Source organism: Nocardioides sp. URHA0032 (genome assembly GCF_000620645.1).
Lineage (GTDB): Bacteria > Actinomycetota > Actinomycetes > Propionibacteriales > Nocardioidaceae > Nocardioides.
Map to the genome: position 1 here is coordinate 393,467 of NZ_KK211159.1, position 21,902 is coordinate 415,368.

The 21,902-nt window shown below is 73.7% G+C and carries 16 protein-coding genes; 9 read left to right on the forward strand and 7 right to left on the reverse strand.

The genetic code is table 11. The features are described from left to right. Together N538_RS28580 and N538_RS25780 are read left to right on the forward strand one after the other, a co-directional pair. On the forward strand, positions 1 to 645 hold a 645-nt coding region (locus N538_RS28580), incomplete at its 5' end, for a calcium-binding protein (protein ID WP_442937174.1). A 403-nt stretch (positions 646 to 1,048) separates the two neighbouring features. Then, the gene (locus tag N538_RS25780) at positions 1,049 to 2,212 is read left to right on the forward strand and encodes an HNH endonuclease signature motif containing protein (RefSeq protein ID WP_081790514.1); all 1,164 of its coding nucleotides are present in this window, start codon (positions 1,049 to 1,051) and stop codon (positions 2,210 to 2,212) included. Positions 2,213 to 2,751: 539 nt separating this feature from the next. Here the strand turns inward: N538_RS25780 and N538_RS27545 are convergent. Then, a complete protein-coding gene (locus tag N538_RS27545) occupies positions 2,752 to 3,513 on the reverse strand; it encodes a class I SAM-dependent methyltransferase (protein WP_051549341.1) in 762 nt (253 codons plus the stop codon). Positions 3,514 to 3,607: 94 nt separating this feature from the next. Between N538_RS27545 and N538_RS0115635 the strand changes: the two genes are divergently transcribed. Continuing rightward, complete coding sequence (locus N538_RS0115635; RefSeq protein ID WP_028638057.1) at positions 3,608 to 4,021, forward strand: glyoxalase/bleomycin resistance/dioxygenase family protein; 414 nt, start codon at positions 3,608 to 3,610, stop codon at positions 4,019 to 4,021. 10 nt (positions 4,022 to 4,031) lie between these two features. Here N538_RS0115635 and N538_RS25790 read toward each other — a convergent pair whose 3' ends face one another. From N538_RS25790 to N538_RS0115650, 3 genes are read right to left on the reverse strand one after another with little or no spacing between them, the layout of a single operon-like run. Further along, positions 4,032 to 5,351: an FAD-dependent oxidoreductase gene (locus tag N538_RS25790; RefSeq protein WP_051549342.1), complete on the reverse strand. Its 1,320-nt coding sequence runs from the start codon at positions 5,349 to 5,351 to the stop codon at positions 4,032 to 4,034. Positions 5,352 to 5,384: 33 nt separating this feature from the next. Then, entirely contained in the window at positions 5,385 to 7,343 is a 1,959-nt protein-coding gene (locus N538_RS0115645; protein ID WP_028638058.1) for a CocE/NonD family hydrolase, read from the reverse strand. Further along, positions 7,340 to 8,380: a P1 family peptidase gene (locus N538_RS0115650; RefSeq protein ID WP_028638059.1), complete on the reverse strand. Its 1,041-nt coding sequence runs from the start codon at positions 8,378 to 8,380 to the stop codon at positions 7,340 to 7,342. The genes N538_RS0115645 and N538_RS0115650 overlap by 4 nt, the downstream gene beginning before the upstream one ends. A gap of 48 nt (positions 8,381 to 8,428) precedes the next feature. Between N538_RS0115650 and N538_RS0115655 the strand changes: the two genes are divergently transcribed. From N538_RS0115655 to N538_RS0115670, 4 genes are all read left to right on the forward strand, one after another. Beyond that, a complete protein-coding gene (locus N538_RS0115655; RefSeq protein ID WP_051549343.1) occupies positions 8,429 to 9,475 on the forward strand; it encodes a hypothetical protein in 1,047 nt (348 codons plus the stop codon). A gap of 78 nt (positions 9,476 to 9,553) precedes the next feature. After that, the gene (locus tag N538_RS0115660; RefSeq protein WP_081790516.1) at positions 9,554 to 12,655 is read left to right on the forward strand and encodes an FtsX-like permease family protein; all 3,102 of its coding nucleotides are present in this window, start codon (positions 9,554 to 9,556) and stop codon (positions 12,653 to 12,655) included. Positions 12,656 to 12,738: 83 nt separating this feature from the next. Beyond that, positions 12,739 to 13,518: an ABC transporter ATP-binding protein gene (locus N538_RS0115665; protein WP_231496241.1), complete on the forward strand. Its 780-nt coding sequence runs from the start codon at positions 12,739 to 12,741 to the stop codon at positions 13,516 to 13,518. Beyond that, positions 13,511 to 14,167 carry an ABC transporter ATP-binding protein gene (locus N538_RS0115670; RefSeq protein WP_028638063.1) on the forward strand — a complete coding sequence of 219 codons (657 nt, stop codon included), beginning with the start codon at positions 13,511 to 13,513 and terminating at the stop codon, positions 14,165 to 14,167. The genes N538_RS0115665 and N538_RS0115670 overlap by 8 nt, the downstream gene beginning before the upstream one ends. A 7-nt stretch (positions 14,168 to 14,174) precedes the next feature. Here the strand turns inward: N538_RS0115670 and N538_RS0115675 are convergent, their stop codons facing one another. Then, a complete protein-coding gene (locus N538_RS0115675) occupies positions 14,175 to 14,537 on the reverse strand; it encodes a hypothetical protein (RefSeq protein WP_028638064.1) in 363 nt (120 codons plus the stop codon). Positions 14,538 to 14,638: 101 nt separating this feature from the next. Between N538_RS0115675 and N538_RS0115680 the strand changes: the two genes are divergently transcribed. Then, positions 14,639 to 16,777 (forward strand): MMPL family transporter, encoded by a 2,139-nt coding sequence (locus tag N538_RS0115680; protein ID WP_028638065.1) that lies wholly within the window; start codon positions 14,639 to 14,641, stop codon positions 16,775 to 16,777. Further along, a complete protein-coding gene (locus tag N538_RS0115685; RefSeq protein WP_028638066.1) occupies positions 16,774 to 17,484 on the forward strand; it encodes a hemerythrin domain-containing protein in 711 nt (236 codons plus the stop codon). The genes N538_RS0115680 and N538_RS0115685 overlap by 4 nt, the downstream gene beginning before the upstream one ends. A gap of 35 nt (positions 17,485 to 17,519) precedes the next feature. Here the strand turns inward: N538_RS0115685 and N538_RS0115690 are convergent, their stop codons facing one another. Both N538_RS0115690 and N538_RS0115695 read right to left on the reverse strand, forming a co-directional pair. Continuing rightward, positions 17,520 to 20,900 carry a BTAD domain-containing putative transcriptional regulator gene (locus tag N538_RS0115690; RefSeq protein WP_028638067.1) on the reverse strand — a complete coding sequence of 1,127 codons (3,381 nt, stop codon included), beginning with the start codon at positions 20,898 to 20,900 and terminating at the stop codon, positions 17,520 to 17,522. A 19-nt stretch (positions 20,901 to 20,919) separates the two neighbouring features. Further along, positions 20,920 to 21,900 carry a glycosyl hydrolase family 18 protein gene (locus tag N538_RS0115695; RefSeq protein ID WP_028638068.1) on the reverse strand — a complete coding sequence of 327 codons (981 nt, stop codon included), beginning with the start codon at positions 21,898 to 21,900 and terminating at the stop codon, positions 20,920 to 20,922. Positions 21,901 to 21,902: the final 2 nt, after the last annotated feature.

Consider the following 21,902-nt stretch of genomic DNA (forward strand, 5'->3'; position numbering starts at 1 on the left):
ACCGACGCGGACGGGGTCGACAACGCGGTGGACAACTGCCCGGCTGTGGCCAACGGCGGCCAGGCTGACGCCGACGGTGATGGGGTCGGGAACGCCTGTGACTCCACCCCGACCGGCAACCCCCAGTGCGCGGACGGAGCCGACAACGACGGAGACGGGTACACCGACTACCCCGCCGACCCCGGTTGCGCCTCGGTCTCCGACGACACCGAGTCGCCCAATCCGAGCAACGCGCCGAGCTGCGACGGCCGTCGGGCCACCGTGTACGTCGCGAACGGGAGGATCGTCGGCGGACCGGACTCCGGCCAGGCCTACACCGGTACCCTGCGCGGAACCGCTGGTGCGGACGTCATCAGGGCGACCGCGAGGGCTGACACGGTGGTGGCGGGCAGCGGCAACGACTCGGTGTGCGCTTCGGGGGGTGCCGACACCGTCCTCGGCGAGGCAGATGCTGACCGGCTGTTCGGCGGAGGCGGGAACGACAACGTCTCCGGCGGCACCGGCGCCGACAGGCTGCAAGGCGCAGCTGGGAACGACACGCTGACCGGGGGAGATGGTCCTGACCGCTTCATCGGCGGCAGTGGCACCGACACCGCCACGGACTACAGCCGTGCGCAAGGAGACACCCTCACCAGCGTCCCCTAGGCATTGCCCACTCCTGGCTCTCGTCCGGAGGGGACCTGCCGGACGGCGCGCACGCTCCGCGGCAGATCCGCCCTTCGAGACCACGTGCGTGATGCCGCCGGCGCTCCCGCGACGGAGTTCGGCTGGGACGTCGGCCGCCGGTGGTCCTCCTCGCGGGGTCGGCCGGATGAGCTCGAGGCCAGGGGATGGATGGCCGTGGGTTTCCGGCCCTGGGTGGTGGCGACCGAAAGGCAGCAAACGGAACGGTGGGCGGGTGGTCGGCGCCGGCCCCCGGCCTGCGGATCCGATGGCCGCGCCGGCTGTTGAAAGCGGCTCGGAATCGTGACCTGTTCGTTACCCAGGACCCTGTGGAACAAGGGGTTCTGGGCCTCTCAGTGTCGGTGGCCGGTGCTTGAGTAGAGCCATGACAGCGATGGCCACACCTCGGCACCGGGTCTCGGTCGCGGTTGCGCAGATGCGTGACCTGGCTGGCTCGGTGACCGATGCGTCGGTGTGGTCCATGGACGCCGCGGAGACCACCACGACGCTGATCCAGCTGGCCCGGTTGAAGGCGCAGGTGGCCGAGCTCGAGGCCCGGGTCGGCGAGCACGCCGACGACGAGACCGTGGACGCGTGGGCGCACCGGACCCGGCAGACCAAGCCCGCGGTGCTCGGCCAAGTGCGGCTCGGCCAGGCGCTGGTGGCTCGGGGCCATGTCCGCGACGCGCTGGCCGCGGGTGACCTGGTGGTCGAGCAGGCGCGGGTGATCGTCGCCGCCCTGGACCAGCTGCCCGGGGACCTCGACCCGGCCCTGGTCGACCGGGCGGAGCGGCACCTGGTGGCCGCCGGACGGGAGCACACCGCCCCGACGTTGCGGATCCTGGGCAAGCGGCTGATGGACGTGGTGGCACCGGAGCTGGCCGATGAGTACGAGGCCCGGCAGCTCGCACGGGAAGAGAGTGACGCGCTGCTGGCTACCACGTTCACGATGGTCGACGACGGGCACGGCAAGTGCCACGGGAAGTTCACCGTCCCGTCCTTGCACGGTGCCGCGCTGAAGAAGATGCTGCTCGCGATCGCCGCCCCCAAACGGCAGGAACGTCCAGAACCCGGGGTTCCGCTGCGCCCCGGACCCGAACGCCGGGGTCGGGCTTTCTGCGAGCTCATCGAGCGCTACCCGGCCGACCAGCTCCCGCAGACCGGCGGAGTGTCCGCGACCGTGGTGGTCACCATGACGCTCGACAGCCTGCTCGGGAAGCTCGAGCAGGCCGCGCTCCTGGACACCGGGGAGCGGATCACCGCGGCCACCGCCCGCCGGCTGGCCTGCGAGGCCGGGATCATCCCCGCCGTGCTCGGCGGAGCCTCGGAGGTCCTCGACCTGGGCCGCGCCCGCCGGTTCCACACCAAGGCCCAACGGGTCGCGATCGGCCTCCGCGACAAGGGCTGCACCGAACCCGGCTGCGACTGGCCGCCGGCGATGTGCCACGTGCATCACGACATCCCCTGGAGCCGAGGCGGACCCACCGACGTCGAGCACGGCCGGCTCCTCTGCCCGAAACACCACACCAGGTTCCACCGACAAACCTAGGCCGACCGGCCCGACGAAGCACCACCACAGACCCGCCGACGGGCGCGGTCCCGCCTGCGAGCACCCAATGCCGCGAACCGCGCGGAATGCGGCTTGATCCGGATGCTTTGTGCGCGCCCTACTCAACATCGGCGAGGCACCAGAAGGAGCGCTGTGGAATGTTCCGAGGCATCGGTCACCGGGGATTAGGCGTAGCGGCCGCATCATGACAGTCCAACCGAGACGCTCGCTCGGCCCGTTGCCTCACTGGGGCCCTGTCCTGGCCATGGCGCTGACCCTCTTGGTGGCTGCCGCCGCGGCATACGTCTGCGCGGGCTACCAGGCGGCTCATCAACTCACCGCGTGTCAACGGGTCGCCTCGCACCAACCGATGGACAGCTCGACCGTGCCACCACCCTCAGGTGAGGACGTACTGCAGTGTCTTGGCACTGACCAAGTCGCGGGGGTCGGATGGTCCGGGTGAAAGGCGCCAAGCTCCGCTCATCGGCTGCGTGCGTCCGACGTGCAACCCGACTCGCCACCACCGACGAGCGGGAAGTTCACTGGCGACGGGCCCGAAGGACGTAGGTGCCTCCTTCGACGTCCACGATCCCGCCGTGGCGTTCGATCGACTCCCGCAACGCTGACCTGAGGCGATGGAGGATCTCCGGTCGGAGTCGGCGGTGATCAGCGAAGGTCGCGACGAGGTCAGCCCACTGGCCACCGGTCAGGCGGCGCTGCCAGCGGTACGTGCGTGGCGCGGACGCGGTGAAGGCGGGGTGGCTGGTGAACGGATCGGGAGCGTCGGGGACCCCGCCGGGGTCGCCACCGATCACCGTGGCGGCCGGAGCGAGGTCGGCGTAGATCGCCCGGAACTCGGTGAGCAGGTCCGCGGGGACCACGTGGTAGTTCCAGAACCTCGCCAGCCGGCCGCCGGGCTCGAGCAGCCGTGCAGCCTTCTCCAAGCCAGGGACGGGATCGATCCAGTGCCAGGCGTGTCCGCACGTGATGAGGTCGAATCGGCGTCCCGCGTCGTCCCAGTCCTCGAACCGGCCGATCTCGACCGTGATGCCGTGCTGTCGGGCGACCGCCGCCATGCGGGGGTCGGGGTCGACGCCGAGGACCGGTACTCGTCTGCGCGCGAGCTCGACGGCCACCTTCCCGGTGCCACATCCCACGTCGAGCGCCGCGATCACCGGGACGACGACGAGGTCGTCGAGGAGGGCCGCGGGGTAGCCGGACCGCGACCGGTCGTACGCGGACGCGTCCACCCCGAACGACAGTGCTCGGTCGCGCTCCGGGTGCAGGTCCTCCAGCGGCACACCTCCAGTCTGGCCCTCGGCAGTCGAGGACGTCCCGCCCGAGGGTCGTGGGAGCTAGGCTCGTGTCCGGAGCCGAAGGCCCAGGAGGTGTCTCATGAAGATCGAGTTCATCGCCAGTGTCGCCGTCATCACGCCCACACCGTCGGAGAGCCGACGGCTGTACATGGACGCGCTCGGTCTGCCGCTCAAACAGCTCGATGGCGAGTACTTCGCCAGCGAGGAGATCGGCGGTTGCAAGCACTTCGGGGTGTGGCCGCTCGAACAGGCCGCCCAGGCGTGCTTCGGCCAGAGCTCATGGCCCGATGACGTAGCGGTGCCACAGGTGAGCCTGGAGTTCGAGGTGGCGAACGCCGACGCAGTCGCCGCGGGTGCTGATGAGCTCCGAGCGAGTGGATACGAGCTGCTGCACGACGCACGTGAGGAGCCGTGGGGTCAGACAGTCGCCCGTCTGATCTCGCCCGAAGGCACCGTGGTCGGGTTGTCGTACGCGCCGTCGCTGCACGGATAGCAGCACCCGTTCAAGCCCCTCCATCAGCGGTGGAGGCAGCCCCGTGGATCACGGTGACGAGCTGGTCCCGGCTGGGCCCGGGGGCGTACGACGGCCGCCAACCCGATTCGTAGACAGCTCGAGCCAGCGGCTCGGCCGGTTGGAGACAGGTCGGGAGTGCGGTCATGGCCCAGTAGGGTTCGGCGTACTCGTTGATCCGGGGGTCGGCCTGGGCCGCCTCGCAGATGCGCTCGGTCGTCAACGGGCCGGTCAGGTCGAGCGCCGCACCTTGCCAGCGCGCCACTGCATCGGTGTCGATGGCGATGTGGTCCTCGACCCAGGGCCGGACGAACTCGTCGCACCACGCGCCGAACGGGTGGACGAGGGAGCCGGGATCGGCGCCGTCGTCCATCAGCTCCAGGAGGGCGTCGACCTGCGAGAACGCCATCGCAACCCCGCGTCCGCGGGTGGGGGTCGTCGTTGCCACGGCATCGCCGACCGAGACCAGCCCGGCGAGCCGGCGCTGCGATCGGTAGACGTTGCGCAGGGCGCCGCCCACCATCACCGGGCTGGTCGGCCTCGCTCGGTCGGGGTCGGTCCAGACGGCGAGCGCGGGAACGGCGCGGCAGGCCTGGTCGAACACGGCGTCGAGCCGAAGCGGCTTCAACGCGTCGTCCGCGGTCGGGCAGACGAAGAGCACGGAGAAGTGTCCGGCCTCGTGCAGGAACACCAGGACCTGGTAGCCGTCGTAGCTGTTGAAGCTGCCGAGCGGATTGTCCATGGGACCCGGTTCGGCTCCGGGCAGCAGCTGGTAGGTGCGGTCGACGTAGGTCAGCCCGCACAGGCCCTCCAGCTCCGGATCGGTCGTCCGATCGATCCGGCTCGAGCGACCCGACGCATCAACCACGAGGTCCGCCGTCAGTGGGACCTTGTCGACCACGGCACCCGTGACCCGCCCGCCGTCGGCGAGCAGCCCGTCGACGTGTCCGGTGCGAAGCGTCAGCCCGGGCGTGTCCGAGGCGGTGCTGCGAAGGGCTCGCTCCAGGACTGAACGACGCGAGCGGTTGCCGATGGTCCGGGTGCCCGCACCCGGGACCTCGACGACCATCGGCTCGGCGCCGGCGCCCGTCCACGCGTCGTACGCCGCAGCCCACCGTCGCTGCAACACGTCGGCCACCTGCGGCCGGAACCCGTGGGCATGCTCGAACTGCATGACTCCGCGGCGCCGCCAGGTGCCGTCCGCGGACGGACCGGGGTCGCGGTCTACCGAGGTGACGTCGTGCCCGCGCTCCGCCAGCGCCGCGCCGACCAGCATTCCGGTCGGCCCGGAGCCGAGGACGAGGACCTTCATGTCGAACCACGGTCCGCCTCGGGCCGCGGGGTGTCAACGCGATTCGGACCGAGTGCGCGCCGCCGCTCTCGGGATCGACTCCCGCCAGGTCCGCCGCGAGACCTCGTCCCCGTCCAGCGTGGCAACCGTCTCGATCTCCACGCCGTAGCCGGACCCGGTGACCGCGACATCCATCGTGGACACCACCTGCACGGCAACGCCCGGCCACGTCAGGTCGTACGTCGTGACCGCGTGGGCGGTCTGCTCCCAGGTACGCCGGTCCACGGTCACCTCGCCGCGGTAGTCCTCGCGGGCCCAGCCGTCGTACGGCGTGTCGTAGTCGGCGACGGTGTGCGTCCGGGCGGTGGTGGTCCGGCGCAGGACGTCGTCCTCGATCGACCATCCGACGCCGTGCATCGACTCCGACGAGTGCTCGGCACCCGGCGTGAACGTGGGCACCGGGAAGGAGCCCGCCAGCAGCGGCAGGGAGACCGAGCCGGCATGGACGGTCAGCGTGACGGGGGCGGGCGGTGCGATGGTGTTCGGCCAGTCCGAGCCGGCGACGCTGACGCGGAGGCGGTTGCCGGGGGACCACTGGAAGGCGCAGGCGTCCAGGTCGAGCTCGACGTCGTACTCCTGGCCGGGCACGAGCGACGCCGGCCGGCCGTGCACCCCGTCGCGGAAGGCCAGGTCGAGGGTGCCGCGGGTGACCAGGGCGGAGGTGCCGTCGGGGAAGACGTCGCACAGCTTGACCGAGAGCGAGGCGACGGGCTGGTCGACGCTGATCCGGAGCACCGCGCGGGGCTGGCCGACCACGGGGTCGTGCGGGGGTGCGGTGTCCCAGGTCAGTGACCGGGCGTCGTCGAGGCGCTGGTCGCCGGACTGGCCCCAGGGCAGGTGGCCGGCACAGTCGATCCAGGCGGCGGTCCCCGTGTCGGGTACGACGGTCAGCACGGACGGGCCGGGCAGCGACACCGACCACGGCCGCGTCGGCGGGACCGACGGCAGCGAGAGCCAGTAGCCCTCGTGCAGGTCCAGGTCGGGCTCGGGCCCGGTCGACGTGCGGACGAACACGTCGCAGCCGGATGTGAAGCCGGAGGTGGAGTCGGAGGTGGAGCCGCGCAGCCAGCGGTCGAACCAGGCCGCCATCTCGACGTCCAGGTCGATCCGGGGCCCGGGCATCGCGACCTTCGGGTCGGCGTGGGCCCACGGCCCCGCGAGCAGGCGGTGCGGCACGCCGGAGGCAGCGAGCGCGGCGACGGTGCGGAAGGAGTTGTTCCGGTAGCCGTCCGCCCAGCCGGCGACCAGCATCGTGGGGACGTCGATCCGGTCGTAGCCGTCGCCGGCGGCGCCGAGGCGCACCGACCCGCCGCGCCAGTAGTCGCCGTGCGCGTTCTCCCGAAGCCAGGTCAGCACCCACGGCTCGTTGGTCGCGAGCCGCCGCGACCACTCGTCCCGCCACCCGTCGCCCCACACGGCGGGCACGGGTGGCAGCACGCACATCGGCGTCATGTAGTGGTTGTAGTCGACGAGGTCGACCAGCTTCAGCGCACCGCCGCGCCAGTGCACGTCGTCGGTCCACCGGTCGTCGCTGCTGTAGATCGCGAACACCGCACCCAGCGCCGGCGGCCGCTCGCAGGCGAGCTGCAGTGAGTTGAAGCCGGAGTACGACGTGCCGAACATGCCCACTCGCCCGTTGCACCAGTCCTGTGCCGCGAGCCAGGCGATCACCTCGGCCAGGTCCGCCTGCTCCTCGGGCGGGTACTCGTCGGTCGCGTCTCCCGACGACGACCCGGTGCCGCGGACGTCGACCCGGCAGACCGCGAACCCGAACCGGTCGCGGAGGTCCTCGTAGCCGGCGGCGTACGACGAGGTCAGGTCGTCCTTGCGGTACGGCAGCGCCTCGAGCAGGCACGGCTGCGGGCCGGTGGCCGGGTCGGGCAGGTAGAGCGTCGCCGCGAGCTCGACGCCGTCCCGCACCCGGATCCGGACCTCCCGGGATGACGCGGTCATGCGAGCATCGCCAGGACGTCGGGGGAGTGCAGCGACTCGCTGGTGTTGCCGTCGCGGCCGACCGTGGTGGGCGCGGTGAACATCGAGTTCAGGACGGCCTCCTCGGCGGCCTCGACGACCGCGGCGAACAGCGGGTCGAGGGCGCGGCCGCCGAGTGGCGTATCGTCCAGCGCCTGCTCGCGGTCCATCCGCAGCCCGAGGCCGAGACCCAGGAAGATCTCGCCGCTGCCGTGGTGCGCCACCGACCCGGCGCGGGCCAGCCCGAGCCCGACCCGGCGGGCCAGCCGGGCGCACGCGGCGCCGTCGACCGGCGCATCGGTCACCACGAGCCCGATGCAGGAACCCGCCGGCCGGGCGGGCGCGGACGGCGCCGGCGGCAGCCGCCGGCCCACGGGTACGCCGATCACCACCAGGTCCTCACGCGCGCCGAAGTTCGTCAGCAGCAGCACGGCCACGGTGTGGCCGCCCACGACCCGCGACGACGTGCCGATGCCGCCCTTGAAGCCGAGGCACGTCATGCCGGTCCCGGCACCGACCGCGCCCTCGTCCGGAGCGGACGACGAGCCGCGCGAGGCGAGCGCCGCGTCGTGCGCGGCGACGACGTCGGAGGAGGTCACGTGCATCCGGCGGCAGTCGTTGAGGAACGAGTCGTCGCACTCGCCGACGACCGGGATCACCACGTCGTCCGCGACGCCGCCGTCGCGGTCGAGCTCGATCTGGCACGCGGCGTCGTACACGCGGCCGAGCTGCATGGTCGAGGTCAGGTAGACCGGCGTCTCCGCCGCCGCCCACTCGGCGGCGGTGATGAACCCGGTGCACTCGCCCGCGCCGTTCAGCACCGCGCCGCCGGCGGGGACCGGCCGACGGTACGCGTCCTCGGCGAGCAGCAGGCAGCTGACGCCGGTGCGCGCGACCACCGGGTCGTCGCGCCACACGGTCGCGTGCCCGAGCCCGACGCCGGCGACGTCGAGGACCGAGTTCGTCGGGCCGGTGGGCAGCACGCCGACCCGGATCCCCAGCTCCCGTGCGCGCGGCATGCCGACATCCTGCCGGAGCCCCGCGCGAACGGGTGGGATGCTGACGCCGTGCGCATCCCCGTGGTCTGGTCGCCGGCGACCAGGAAGCACGTGCCGGAGCACGAGGTCTGGGTCGGCGTGCCGACGCCCGGCACCGAGCTCCCCGAGCGCGTCGACGTCATCCTCGCCGCCCTGCAGGCGCACCCGCTGCACCAGGCGACCCCGCACGACGACCGGCTCCTGACCGCCGTCCACGACGAGGCGCTGCTGGAGTTCCTCGCGACCGCCGCCGACGACTGGGCCCGCGGTCCGTACGACGAGCTGGTCGGCCAGGACCGCGTCGTGCCGTACTTCTTCCCGACCGACGCGCTGCTCGCCGGCATGCCCCCGACACCGCCGGCGGCGCTGCACGGCAGGGCCGGCGTGTACTGCTACGACACGATGACGCTGGTCGGACCCGGCACCTGGGAGGCCGCCCGCGCGGCCGTCGACGTGGCGCTCACCGCGGTCGACCTCGTGACCGCGGGGGAGCGGGCGGCGTACGCGCTCTGCCGTCCGCCCGGCCACCACGTCACGCCGCGCGGGTACGGCGGCTCGTGCTACCTCAACAACGCGGCGGTCGCCGCCGAGGCGCTACGCGCCGCCGGCCACGAGCGGGTCGCAGTCGTCGACCTCGACGCGCACCACGGCAACGGCACGCAGGCGGTGTTCTGGGAGCGTCCCGACGTCCGGTACGGCTCGCTGCACGTCGACCCCGCCGCGGGCTGGTTCCCGCACGTGTTCGGCCACGCGACCGAGACCGGCGCGGGCGCGGGAGCGGGTACGACGCGCAACCTCCCGCTGCCCGAGGGCACCGGTGACGACCGCTGGGTCGGGTCCGTCGGCGAGCTCGCGGACTGGGCGTCCGACTGCGACGCGCTGGTCGTCTCGCTCGGGGTCGACGCCGCCGGTGACGACCCCGAGAGCCCGCTCCAGGTCACCGCGGACGGCTTCCGCGCCGCCGGGCGGCTGCTCGGGGCGCTCGGCGTGCCCAGCGTGCTGGTCCAGGAGGGCGGCTACGACCTCATGAGCATGGGCGGGCTGGTCGCGGCGTACCTCGACGGCCACGCCGGCTGATCGCCACGCACCCGGACCCGACCTGGGACGGTGTCCGGTACGTACTGGGTAGGGTGCGTGCACGGGGGAAAGGGTTCGATGAGATTCAGGTACCGGCCGTTCCAGGCCGCCGTGATCGGGTTGCTCGCTGCCCTGATCACGGCCTGCGCCGCGTTCGCCCCGCTGTACGACCGCGCGATGCGCCAGGCGCTCTCCGACATCGTCATCGACCAGACCCCGCCGGCGCTGAGCGGTCTCCAGGCGTCCGCCGCCTACACCCAGCAGGGCGGCTTCGGCTTCCACGAGCAGGCTCCGCCGCCGCCCCCGGACGTGGTGCTCTCGAAGATCCCGCCCGATCTGCGTGCCCACTACCGCGACCCGATCGCCGGCTACACCGCCGCGGTCACGAAGAACCCGGCCGGGCCCGCCGACCCGGGCTCGAACCTGGTCTGGCGCGACGGCGAGTGCGAGCACCTCGAGCTCGTCGACGGCGTGTGTCCCTCCCGACCCGGCGAGATCGTCGTCAGCGAGGCCGACGTCGACAACTTCGGGTTCACGACAGGCACCACGTTCACGGTCGCCGGCATCCCCAGGAACGCCGAGGGCGGCGGGCACGCAACGCCGACGAACGTCCACCTGACCGTCACCGGTGTCTACCGCCAGGTGCCGAGCGACTACTGGTTCGGACTGCTGCTCACCGGTCGCTCGGGTACGACGGACCCGCTGCCGCCGAACCACCTCCAGGCCGACGTCTGGCTCACGTCCCGGAAGACGTTCGAGTCCCGCAGGCTCCCGACGTTCCCGCAGGAGACGTCGACCGTCGCCCTCCCGCTGGACCGGGAAGCCGTCGGCGTCGACGACCTGCTCACCATCGGGACCGCGATCGACGAGCTCGAGAAGCACCCGAGCGCGATCTCGGGCGCCACGGTCACGTACCTGTCGGGCATGTCCGACCTGGCCCAGAACGTGCGCGACCAGACCGACCAGTCCCGGGTCACCGTCCCCCTGCTCATGGCCCAGCTCGGCCTGCTCGCGGTCGTCGTCCTCTGGCTGGTGCTGCTCGCCGTCACGGAGCAACGACGTCCGGAGGTGGCACTGGCCCGCCTGCGCGGCCGCGGACGTCGCGGTGCCCGCAGGCTCCTGGCCGGCGAGCTGCTGCCGGTGGCGCTGGCCGGAGTGGTCCCCGGCGTGCTGCTCGCCCTGCTCGGCACCTGGTTCGCCCGTACGGCCGTGCTGCCCGGCGATGCGCCGTTCGAGCTCCGCACACCCCTGCTGTACGCCGTCCTGATCGCGGTCGGCGTGCTCACGCTGGTCACGGTCCTCGCGGTCGTGCGGGTCTCCCGCGAGCCGGTCGTCACGCTGCTGCGCCGGGTCCCTCCCCGGCGTACCGGCTGGAGCCTGGGCGTCGCCGACGCGCTGGTGATCGCCGGCTGCGGCGGCGTGGTCGTCGTCTTCGCGACCGGGGGCCTCGACGGCCCGATCGCCCTCGCGGCGCCCGGCCTGCTGGCCATCGTGGTCGGGCTGGTGCTCGCGCACCTGACCACCCCGACCGCCGCACTCGTCGGCGGTCGCCTGCTCCGGGGCGGCCGGGTGCGGGCGGGCGTGAGCGTGGTCGACGCGGCCCGCAGTCCCGCGACCCGCCGGATCGTCGCGATCGTGACCCTGGCGACCGCCCTGTCGGTCTTCTCCGCCGACGCGCTGCTGGTCGGCGACCGCAACCGCGCGTCCGCGGCCGAGCAGCAGGCCGGCGCTCCGGTCGTCGCCGAGGTGACCGGCGTCGACGTGCTCGCGGTCCGCGCAGCGCTCGCCGACGTCGACCCCGACGGCACGCTCGCCACCCCGGTCGTCCGCACCGTCCCCGCGAACAACACCGCACGGGTGACCGTGGCGGTGATCCCGGACCAGTTCCGGCGGATCGCGCTGTTCCCCGGTGGGGGCCCGTCGGACGAGGTGTGGAAGCGGTTGCGCGCGCCCGACACCGCGCCGATCGCACTCACCGGCGAGCACGTGGACCTGACCCTGACCGACAGCTCCCTGCGGTCCCAGCGGGTCGGCGGCGACCCGCAGCCGATCACCTTCGGCGTCGACCTGGAGGTCGTCGACACCGGCGAGACGCTGCACGTCGCGCTCGGCGACATCCCGAAGCCCGCGAAGACCGTGCACCTGAGCAGCGACGTCAGCTGCAGCGCCGGATGCAACCTGACCGGCATCTGGCTCGGCACCCTGCCCGGCGCCACGATGAGTGGCCACGCAACGGTCGGCGCCCTGACCACCGGCGACGACTCGATCCCCCTCGGGCCATCGGGTCAGTGGAACGGCTTCCAGGACGCCAGCGAGGGCAGCATCCAGGCGGACGAGGGCAGCAGCCCCGACGACTTCGTCCTGCGGGTGGACGGCCGGGGTGCGTCCCAGCTGAGCATGTCGCAGGCATGGGTACCCGGCCAGCTGCCGGCGCTGGTCGCGGGCTCGTTGCCCCCGGGCAGCGCCGAGAACCGGTTCACCCTCAGCGGGCTCGACGGCGAGGACCAGCCCGCAGCACGCGCGGGCACCATCGAGCGGGTGCCCGCGGCGGCGCCGCAGACCTCGGTCGTCAACCTCGACCTGGCCGAGCGCGGCACCGAGCTGGCGCCGACCGACCGGGTCTCGGTCTGGCTGGCGAACGAGGACCCGGCCCTCCTCGCCGAGGTCCGCGACGCGCTCGCCGACCACCACGTCCGGATGGCCGCGATCCGCAAGCTCTCCGACGTCCGCGAGTCGTACGACGAGTCCGCTGCCGCCTGGAGCCTCCAGCTGGCGGCCTTGATCGGCGCCGCCGCGCTGCTGATCGCGCTGCTCGTGCTCGTCGTGAGCGCGGTGAGCAGCTGGCGGTTCCGCACCCGCGACCTCGCGGCGCTGCGGATGGCCGGCGTCCCCCGCCGCTCGATCGACCGGATGTCGGTGGTCGCCCAGCTGCCCGCGGTCGTGATCGGCGTGGTCGCCGGCACCGCCGTGGGGCTGTACGGCGCCCAGCTCGCGCTGCCGATCGTGCCGCTGTTCGCCGAGGACCCGCTGGTCTCGACGCTGGACCTCGACGTCGCGTGGGGCGCGGTGCTGGTCGCGGCGCTCGCCGCGCTGGTCGTGCTCGGCCTGGGTGCCGTGCTGATCGGCCGCGCGATGGCGCGGCGCTCGGAGCTCCGAATCCTGAGGGAGGGCGCTCTGTGACTGTGACGTCTGCCGTAACCACCACGGGCATGCGAGTGAGTACTTCCAGACTTGTTCACATCTACCGGTCCGAGGGGCACGAGGTGGCGGCGCTGTCGGGTGTCGACCTGGACGTGCCGGCGGGCGGCATGGTCGGCCTGCTCGGACCGTCGGGTGCCGGCAAGTCGACGCTGCTGAACCTCCTCGCCGGGGTGTTCCGGCCCAGCGCCGGCAAGATCTTCGTCGGGGGCCTGGAGCTGTCGGCGGCGTCGGACCGGCAGCTGGACGGGATGCGCGCCCAGGACGTGTCGTTGATGCTCCAGGGCGCGCACCGCAACCTGCTGCCGTACTACACGCCGTACGAGAACGTCCGGTTCGCCCAGGGCGCGGCCCGCCGGGCCGGCAAGGACGTCCCGGATCCGGACGAGGTCCTGGACCAGGTCGGGCTGGCCGACGACGCCCACGAGCCGCTCGCCTCGCTGACGCCGGGACACCTCCAGCTGGCGGCGCTCGCCGTCGCCATGGCCCCGCGGCCCGGGCTGCTGCTCGCCGACGAGCCGACCAGCCAGCTCGACCATCCCGCCCGGGACCGGGTGCTGGAGCGGATGTCGGTCGTGAACCGCGAGCTCGGCACCACGGTCGTGCTCGTCACGCACGACCCCGACGTGGCGGCGTACCTCCCGCGCACGATCACGATCCGCGACGGCCGGGTCGGCGGCGAGGGGCGCAGCGGCGAGGAGTACGCCGTGATCACGCCGGACGGCTTCCTGCCGTTGCCGCTGCACATCCGCGAGGAGCTCGCCCCGGGCACGCTGGTCCGGTTCCACCGCAACGAGGACGGCGACTTCGTCCTGCTCACCGAGGAGGGCCACCACCATGGATGAGCTGCGCGCCGAGGCCGTCCGGGTGGAGTACGCCGACCTGGTGGCGGTCCGGGACGTCGACCTGGTCGTGCACCCGGGCCAGCTGATCTCGGTCACCGGGCCCTCCGGCGCAGGCAAGTCGTCGCTGCTGTGGGCCCTCGCGGGCGCGCTGCGGCCGGCCGCGGGGCGGGTGCTGCTCGCCGACGAGCCGCTGGGGAACCGCGAGCAGGCGGCCGCGCGCGGGGTCGCGCTGGTGCCGCAGGGCAACGGGCTGGCCTCCTCGCTGACCGCGGCGGAGAACGTGCTGGTGCCGCTGCTGTCGGGCGGGGTCGCGGCCGACGAGGCGTACCGGCGTACCGGCGAGGCGCTGACGCTGGTCGGCCTCGAGGAGTCCGGCAACCACCTGATCGAGGAGCTCTCGGGCGGCCAGCAGCAGCGGGTGGCGCTGGCGCGGGCGTTCGCGGCGCAGGCCACCGTCCTGCTCGCCGACGAGCCGACGAGCGACCTGGACGCCGCGAACCGGGAGCGCGCCGTGGCCGCGCTGCGCGCCGAGGCGGACCGCGGCGCGATCGTGGTGATGGCCACGCACGACCCCGAGGCGGCCGAGCAGACCGACGCGGAGCTGCACCTCGACGAGGGCGTCGCGACCTGGGTGCGGACGCCGGTCTAGCCCGGAGTCAGCCCCGGAGCGGCATCTCCTGGCCGTCGCACGTCATCACGGGAGCGTCGGCGCCGGTCAGGATGACCACGCACTCGGTGTTCTTGCCGTCGACCTTCCACTGCGTCGCGCTGCCGAGCGGGGCGCCCCAGGCCTGCACCTTCACGTCGTACTTGGCGAGCACCGCCTGGCGCTTCTCCACCTCCCACTGGCTGCTCACCCGGCCCATCAGCACCAGCGCGGCGACGAACGCCACGCCGGAGAGGACCAGGAGCAGCACCCCGAGCCGCGGCCTGGAGATCACGAACGCCCCGACCGTGAGGCCGAGCAGGAGGAAGCCGCCGACGGTCGCGGCGAGCAGGAGGGTCTCGGAGTGGCTCATCAGCGCTGAATCTACTTCAAGCCGGTTCCCAGTCGGCCCCAAGTCCCCCCGCGCAGAGTGCTCCCACCGATCACCATCACCTCTGAGCAGGGAGCAGCACCGTGAACCGCATCCTCTACCGCCTCGGTCGCAGCACCGCGGCGCACCCGTGGCGGACGATCTCCGCCTGGATCGCCGCCGTGGTCGTCGCGTTCGTCGCTGCGGGGGCCTTCGGGGGCGCCTTCCACGACGACTACAACGTCGAGGGCGCCCGCGCCCAGACCGGCGTCGAGCAGCTCCGCGCGCACGTCCCCGACGGGGGCGGTGCCACCGCACAGGTCGTCGTGCACGACCGGTCGGGCGGCAGTCTCGACGCGGGCGACCTGGACGCGCTCGTCCAGCGCCTCGGCGGCGTCGACCACGTCTCCTACGTGTCGACCCCGCGGATGTCCGAGGACGGCGACACCGCCCTCGTCACGCTGACGTACGACGTCCCGACGACGGACGCCGACCTGGTCGGCGCGAACGGCTACGACCCGCTCGAGGACGCGATCGCGCCGTTGCGCGACACCGGCGTCCAGGCCGAGCTCGGCGGTGAGCTGCCGAGCCAGAGCGAGTCCACCATGAAGGGCACCGGCGAGCTCGTCGGCGTGATCGCGGCGCTGGTGATCCTCGTCGTCGCGTTCGGGTCGGTCGTGGCCGCCGGCCTTCCGCTCGCGGTGGCTCTGCTCGGCCTCGGCGTGGGCTCGTCCGGCGTCGCCCTGCTCGCGGCCACCACGGACGTCAGCACCGCCGCCCCGACGGTCGCCACGATGGTCGGCCTGGGCGTCGGCATCGACTACGCCCTGCTGCTGGTGACCCGGCACGTCGAGTTCCTCGGCGAGGGCCTGCACAAGCACGAGGCCGCCGGCCGCGCGATGGCCACCGCCGGCCGCTCGGTCGTCTTCGCCTCGGTCACCGTGCTGATCTCCCTGATGGGCCTCAAGCTCGGTGGCCTCCCGGTCTACGCGACGTTCGGCTACGCCACCGCGATCACCGTCGTCTCCGTGCTGGCCGCCGCCGTGACCCTCGTGCCGGCGCTCTGCGGGCTGGCCGGCCACCGGCTGCTCCCGCGGCGTACCCGCAAGGGGCGGACCCGTGCCGAGAGGATGCCGCTCACCGCCCGCTGGGCGCGCCGTGTGGTCAGGCGTCCCGTGGTCGCCGCGCTCGCCGCGCTGATGCTGCTCCTCCTGCTCGCCGCCCCGGTCCTCGGGATGCGCACCTGGCCGCAGGACGGCAGCAGCGCCGGTCCCGACACCTCGACCCGCAAGGCCTACGACCTGATCGACGCCGAGTACGGCGCCGGCGCGAACGGGCCGTTCACGATCGTCGTCGACACGGCGCAGGCCGACCCGGCGGCCGTCGCCGCCACGGTGGCGGACGTGCCCGGCATCGTCGGCGTCACCCGGCCGGTCACCACGCCCGACGGCGCGATCAGCGTCTTCGATGCGGAGCCGGCGTTCGGCCCGGCCGACGAGCGCATCCCCGGCCTCGTCGCGGCGGTCCGCGCGGACCTGCCCGCGGGCGTCGAGGTCACCGGCGAGACGCCGTTCTTCTCCGACATCGTCGACCTGCTCGGCGCGCGGCTGTGGCTGGTCGTGAGCTTCGTGGTGGGCGTCTCGGTGCTGCTGCTCGCGATGATGTTCCGATCGGTCGTCGTCCCGGTGAAGGCCGCCGTGATGAACCTGCTGTCGATCGCGGCGTCGTACGGCGTCCTGGTGATGATCTTCCAGTGGGGCTGGGGCGGCAGCGCGCTCGGCGTCGACCACGCCGTCCCGGTGTCGAGCTGGATCCCGATCCTCAACTTCGCCATCCTGTTCGGCCTGTCGATGGACTACGAGGTGTTCCTGCTCTCGCGGATCCGCGAGGACTGGCTGCGCACCGGCGACGCCCGGGGCAGCGTGGAGCGCGGCCTGGGCGCGACCGGCCGGGTCATCACCTCGGCCGCCGCGATCATGGTGGTCGTGTTCCTCGGGTTCTCGACCGAAGCGGACACGGTGGTCAAGCAGCTCGGCTTCGGCATGGCCGTCGCGATCGTGCTCGACGCGACCGTCGTGCGGATGGTCCTGGTCCCCGCGACCATGACGCTGCTCGGGAAGTGGAACTGGTGGCTGCCGGCCCGGCTGGACCGCCTGCTCCCGACCGTGCCGGCCGAGACGGAGGAGTCCGAGGAGCTGTGGTCCGAGCTCGACGCCCGCGAGTCCGAGGTGGTCGTCCGATGACGACCCAGCCCACCACCTGGCCCCGGCAGCTCAGGCTGCCGGGCCAGGCGGCGGCCCCCGAGGGTCCGATCGACATGCAGACGATGTACCTGATGCACCACGCGTTCCGCCGCGACCTGGACGCGTTCGCCGGGGCCGTGCGGAGCACGCCGGCGGGCGACCGGCGTACCTGGAAGGCGCTCGCGGACCGGTGGGAGCTCTTCGCCGCCGTGCTGCACAAGCACCACCTGGCGGAGGACGACCACATCTGGCCCGCGCTGGTCCAGCTCGGGACGCTCGAGGACATCGCGGTGCTCGAGGCCATGGAGTCCGAGCACGGCGAGATCGACCCGCTCCTGGAGTCGTGTGCCGCGGGCTTCCGCCGGCTCGCGCGGCGCGCCGACGAGGACGCCCGCGCGGCGCTCGCCGTCCGGGTCTGCGCCGCGCGGGAGTCGCTGCGCCGGCACCTCGCCCACGAGGAGACCGAGGCGATCGCGATCATCCAGCGCCTCATCGACACCGCGCGCTGGGCCGAGATCGAGGCAGGGATCGGCAAGGGCGCCTCCCTGCGCGAGGCCGTCCGGACGGTGCCGTGGGTCGGGTACGGCGTCCCGCGGGAGGCCCTGGAGCGCGTCCTCCGCGACGTGCCCACGCCGTTCCGGGTGATCTGGTCGCTCACCCGTCGGGGCTTCGCGCGCCGGGAGGCCCGGACGTTCCGGTTCGCCTGAGCGTGTGCTCGGGTGGTGCGCGCCCAGACCGACGCTCAGAAGCCGAACGTCGCTCGCTCGCGGCGGACCCAGTCCGCAGCGAGCGGCACGTCCCAGGCGTCGCAGAGCTCCAGCGCGCGGTCGGCGTGCCTGGTGGCGAGGTCGTCCTCACCGGTCGCGTGCGCGGCCATCGCGAGGAACATGTCGATCGGGCCGATCGCGGTGCCGGAGCCGGCACAGGCGGGGCGGCCGGCGAGGTCGCTGAGCAGCTGGTACGCCGTCGCGGCGAGCTCGGCGTCGCCCAGGTAGCAGGCGGTCTCGGCGCCCATGCTCCAGGCCATGGGGGAGTACCAGGTGTTGCTGTCCATGGCCGCGGTGACGTCGTCGCGGTGCGCGTCGTACCAAGTGCGGGCGTCGTCGACGTGGCCGGTGCGGCACTGGATGGCGACGATCGAGGTGGCGATGGGGAGGAACGTCTGGCCCTCCATCGACAGCATCGCGGCGGCGAGCTCCTCGTCGCGGCCCTGCCACAGCAGCAGCATGAGCAGCGCCCCGGCGACCGACTCGGCGTACCCGGTGATCGAGACGACCTCGCCGATGCCCCGCATGTGCTCGATGAGCTTCTCGACCTCGTCGAACCGGCCGCGCATCGCGCACCACGACACCTCGAGGGAGTCGAGCACCAGCTGCGCGTAGATGTGTCGCAGCCGGTCCGCCTCGGCGCGGCCGGCGGCGATCGCGTCGTCCATGATCGCGAGCTCGCCGAGCTCGCCGGCGGCGACCGCTTGAAGGGTGAGCGCCGAGGCCAGGCTGACGCCGTCGCCGAGCTCGCGGGCGATGGCGACCGCCTCGGTCGTGAGGTCGAGGCGCCACCGTGCGGTGCCGCCGCGCCAGACGGCGATGGCGGCGTTCAGGCACGCGTCGAGCGTCAGCTCGGGGTCGCCGATGCGGTGCGCCATCGCGACCGCTTCGTCGGCGAGCGCCTCCCGCTCCTGCGGGGTCGAGCCGTAGTAGATCTCGCCGGCCAGCGCCAGCATGGTCCGGCAGCGCCGCGGGTCGTCACCCGGCGGGAGCCGGTCCAGCGCCCGGCGCAGGGCGTCGACCACCAGCGGGTCGACCTCGGCGTGCGCGGCCGCCTGCCACAGCGCGCCCGTGCTGGTCATGACTCCCGCGAGGATCAGCAGCTCCAGGTCGCCGAGGTCGTCGGCCACCTCGACCGCCTCGTGGGTGACGCCACGCAGCTCGATCCAGCGACCCGCCCGGCGCAGCACGTCGGCGAGGTCGGTGAGCAGATCGAAGCGGGCGTAGTCGTCCGATCCGGGGTCGGCGTCCTGGGCGCGGAGCGCGTGCTCGAGCATCTCCAGCGCCTCGACGTACGCGAACACCTCGGTCGCGCTCCGCGCCGCGGCCTGGGCCGCCGGCCAGGCGTCGCCGAGGTGGCGGGGCCCGGCGGCGAGCCAGTGCCGGGCGGTCTCGGCCTCGTGGCCGGCCCGGCCGTCGAAGGCAGCAGCCGCGCGGGCGTGCACCCGTGCGCGCCGGGACGCGGGCAGGCCGGAGAGCACGGTGTCGCGGACCAGCGCGTGGGTGAACCGGAACCGGTCCACGCCGTCCTCGTCCACCAGGCCCGCGGCGAGGGCCGGGTCGAGCGCGTCGAGCACGGCGTCCTCGTCCGTGCCGGCGGTGGCGGCGAGGGTGCCGAGCTCGAAGATCCGGCCGATCACGCTCGCGGACCGCAGCACCTCCCGGGTCTCGTCGGACAGCGTCGCGAGCCGGCGCGACAGCACCTCGTGCACGGCCGCCGGCGGCTGGGCCTCGGACAGCAGCGCGCCGAGGTCCCCGCGGTCGCGGGCCAGCCGGGCGTACTCGACGAGGAAGAACGGGTTGCCCTCGGTACGCCGCCGCAGCGCCTCGGTCTCCTCCGCGGTCGGCTCCGCCTCGGAGATCTGACCGAACAGCTGCGCGGTCGCCGCCGCCGAGATGCCGCGCAGCTGGAGCCGGAGCGCGTGCTTGCGAGCCAGCGCCTCGGCGACCTCGGCGAGCGCCCCGTCCGGTGGCGGGTGCTCGCGCCAGGTGGTGACGACCAGCAGCCGCGGCCCCGGCCCCTCGGCGACGGCAGCCTCGGTCAGCAGCCGGAGCACCCGCAGGCTGGAGGTGTCCGCCCAGTGCAGGTCGTCGATCACGAGCATCAGCGGGCCGGCCGTGGCCGCGGCCAGGACCCGGTCCACCACGACCTCCCAGGCCTGGAACGCCGCGCCGCTGTCGGCGTCCGCGCCACCACTGGGCAGCTCGGAGCCGAGCCGCTCCAGGACCGTCGCCCACGGCCACAGCGCCGGTGCACCGTCGTCCTGGGAGCACCGGCCCCAGGCGATGGACATGCCCTGCTCCGCGGCGTACGTCGCCGCCTCGATGGTCAGCCGGCTCTTGCCGATGCCGGGGTCGCCCGTGAGCGCGGCGAACGCCGGCGCGCCGCCGGTGCCCGCGACGGTGCTGTCCACCAGCCCCTTGAGGGCCGCGAGCTCGTCGTCGCGGCCGGCCAGAGACCAGCCCCACAAGGTCGGGAACGGCAGGGGCGCGGCCTCCTCGGTCGCCGCGGGCGGGGGCGCGGGCGCCGGCTCGGGGACCGGCGTCCCGGTCTCCTGACGCAGCACCGCGGTCTGCACCGCCCGGAGCTCCGGGCCGGGCTCGAGGCCCAGCTCCTCGTCGAGCACGTCGCGCACCTGGCGGAGCACCGCCAGGGCGTCCGCCTGCCGGCCCGACCCGGCGAGGGCGAGGGCCCGGAGCGCCCAGGCCCGCTCGCGGAGCGGGTGCTCCCGGGTGAGCGCGTCCAGCGCGGCGGCGACGGTGGCGTGCAGGCCGAGCAGCAGGCCCAGGGCGGCGTGGTCCTCGCTCGCGAGCACCCGCAGCTCCTCGAGCCGGGCGCGCTCCGCCTCGGCCGCCGGGGAGTCGCCGAGGTCGGCGTACGGCACGCCGCGCCAGAGCGCGAGGGCGTCCTCGAGGGCGCGGTGCAGCGCGTCCAGGCCGCCGGCGTCCGCTGCGCCTGGATGCAGTGCCCGGCCGCGGCAGAGCGCGTCGGCCAGGGGAGCGACCGCCGTGTGGGCGGACGCGACCGCCGCCTCGAACGCGGTGGCGTCCAGGTCCGCCTCGGGGAGCCGCAGCGCGTAGCCGGGTTGCTCGGTCACCAGCAGGGTGCCGCCGCCGCGCGCGGTCCGGTCCGGCTCGAGTGCCCGGCGCAGCCCGGCGACGTACCCCTGCATGGTGCCGGAGACGCCCGGCGGCGGCGTGCCGTTCCAGACCACGTCGGCGAGGGTGTCGACCGCGACCGCGCGGCCGCGGTGCAGTGCCAGGACGGCGAGCAGGGCGCGCTGCTTGGGACCGCCGAGGCCGACCGGGCCGGAGGAGTCGGAGGCCACGGTCGTGCCGAGCACGCCGATCCGCATGCGGGAAGGATAGGGGCGCTCAGCGCAGCGTGTCCGCGGAACCGATCCGCCACACGGCCAGGCCGCGGACGCCGTACTCACGGGCGAGCGCGACGCGCCTCGCGTACGACCTGCGGTCGGACCACCAGAGCCGGGTGCCGTTCGAGAGCGTCGCGGTCCACTCGCCGGGGCCCGGACGCCAGTGGGCGGTGGCGCCGTCCCGGTGCACCAGGGCGCGCGCACCGCGGTCGGTGACGGCGTGGCCGGTGCCGCGCCGCGGCCAGGTGTAGCCGTAGCCGGCCACCCCGAGCTGCACCCGGCCCGCCGGTACGACGGAGAGCAGCGCGTCGAGCGCGTCGCGCTGCCAGCCCAGGGCGCCGACCGGTCCGGGTCCGGACCAGGGGCCGTGCAGGTCGTAGGTCATCACGTCGACGACGTCCGCCGCCGCGGCGAGGCCGGCCAGGCGATAGCCGCGGTCGCGGTACGCCCGGACCGACGTGGCCGCGCTGATGTCGATCGACACGGTCCGCTCGGCCGGCATCGCGTCCTGCAGCTCCTCGACGAGCCGCACGAGCCCGTCGCCGTCGGCGGCCCGGACCCGCTCCAGGTCGACGTTGACACCGTCCCAGCCCTGGTCGGCGACGAACCCGGCCAGCCGGCTGGCGACGCGATGGATCCGCGCGTCGCTCGAGAGCAGCCGGTGCAGCCGGACCGGGTCGAAGTCACCGCTCCGGTTGCTGTAGTTGCTGACCAGCAGCTCGGCGGCCAGCCCGTGCCGGTGCGCGGTCGCCAGCAAGCGCTCGTGGTCCCGTCCGGGGCGCGCGACGCCACCGCCGGACGCCGTGACCGACACGCCGGCGACGCTCAGGGTCGTCAGCCCGCCGGCGTTCCGCGCGACCACCGTGCTGCCGGTGCCCAGGAGGACCCACCCGGTCACCTCGAGCCCGTCGGGCACCCGCGCGGCGGCCGGCGCGGCGGGGGAGAGCAGGGCCAGGGCGAGGACCAGGGCCACGAGGCGCATGC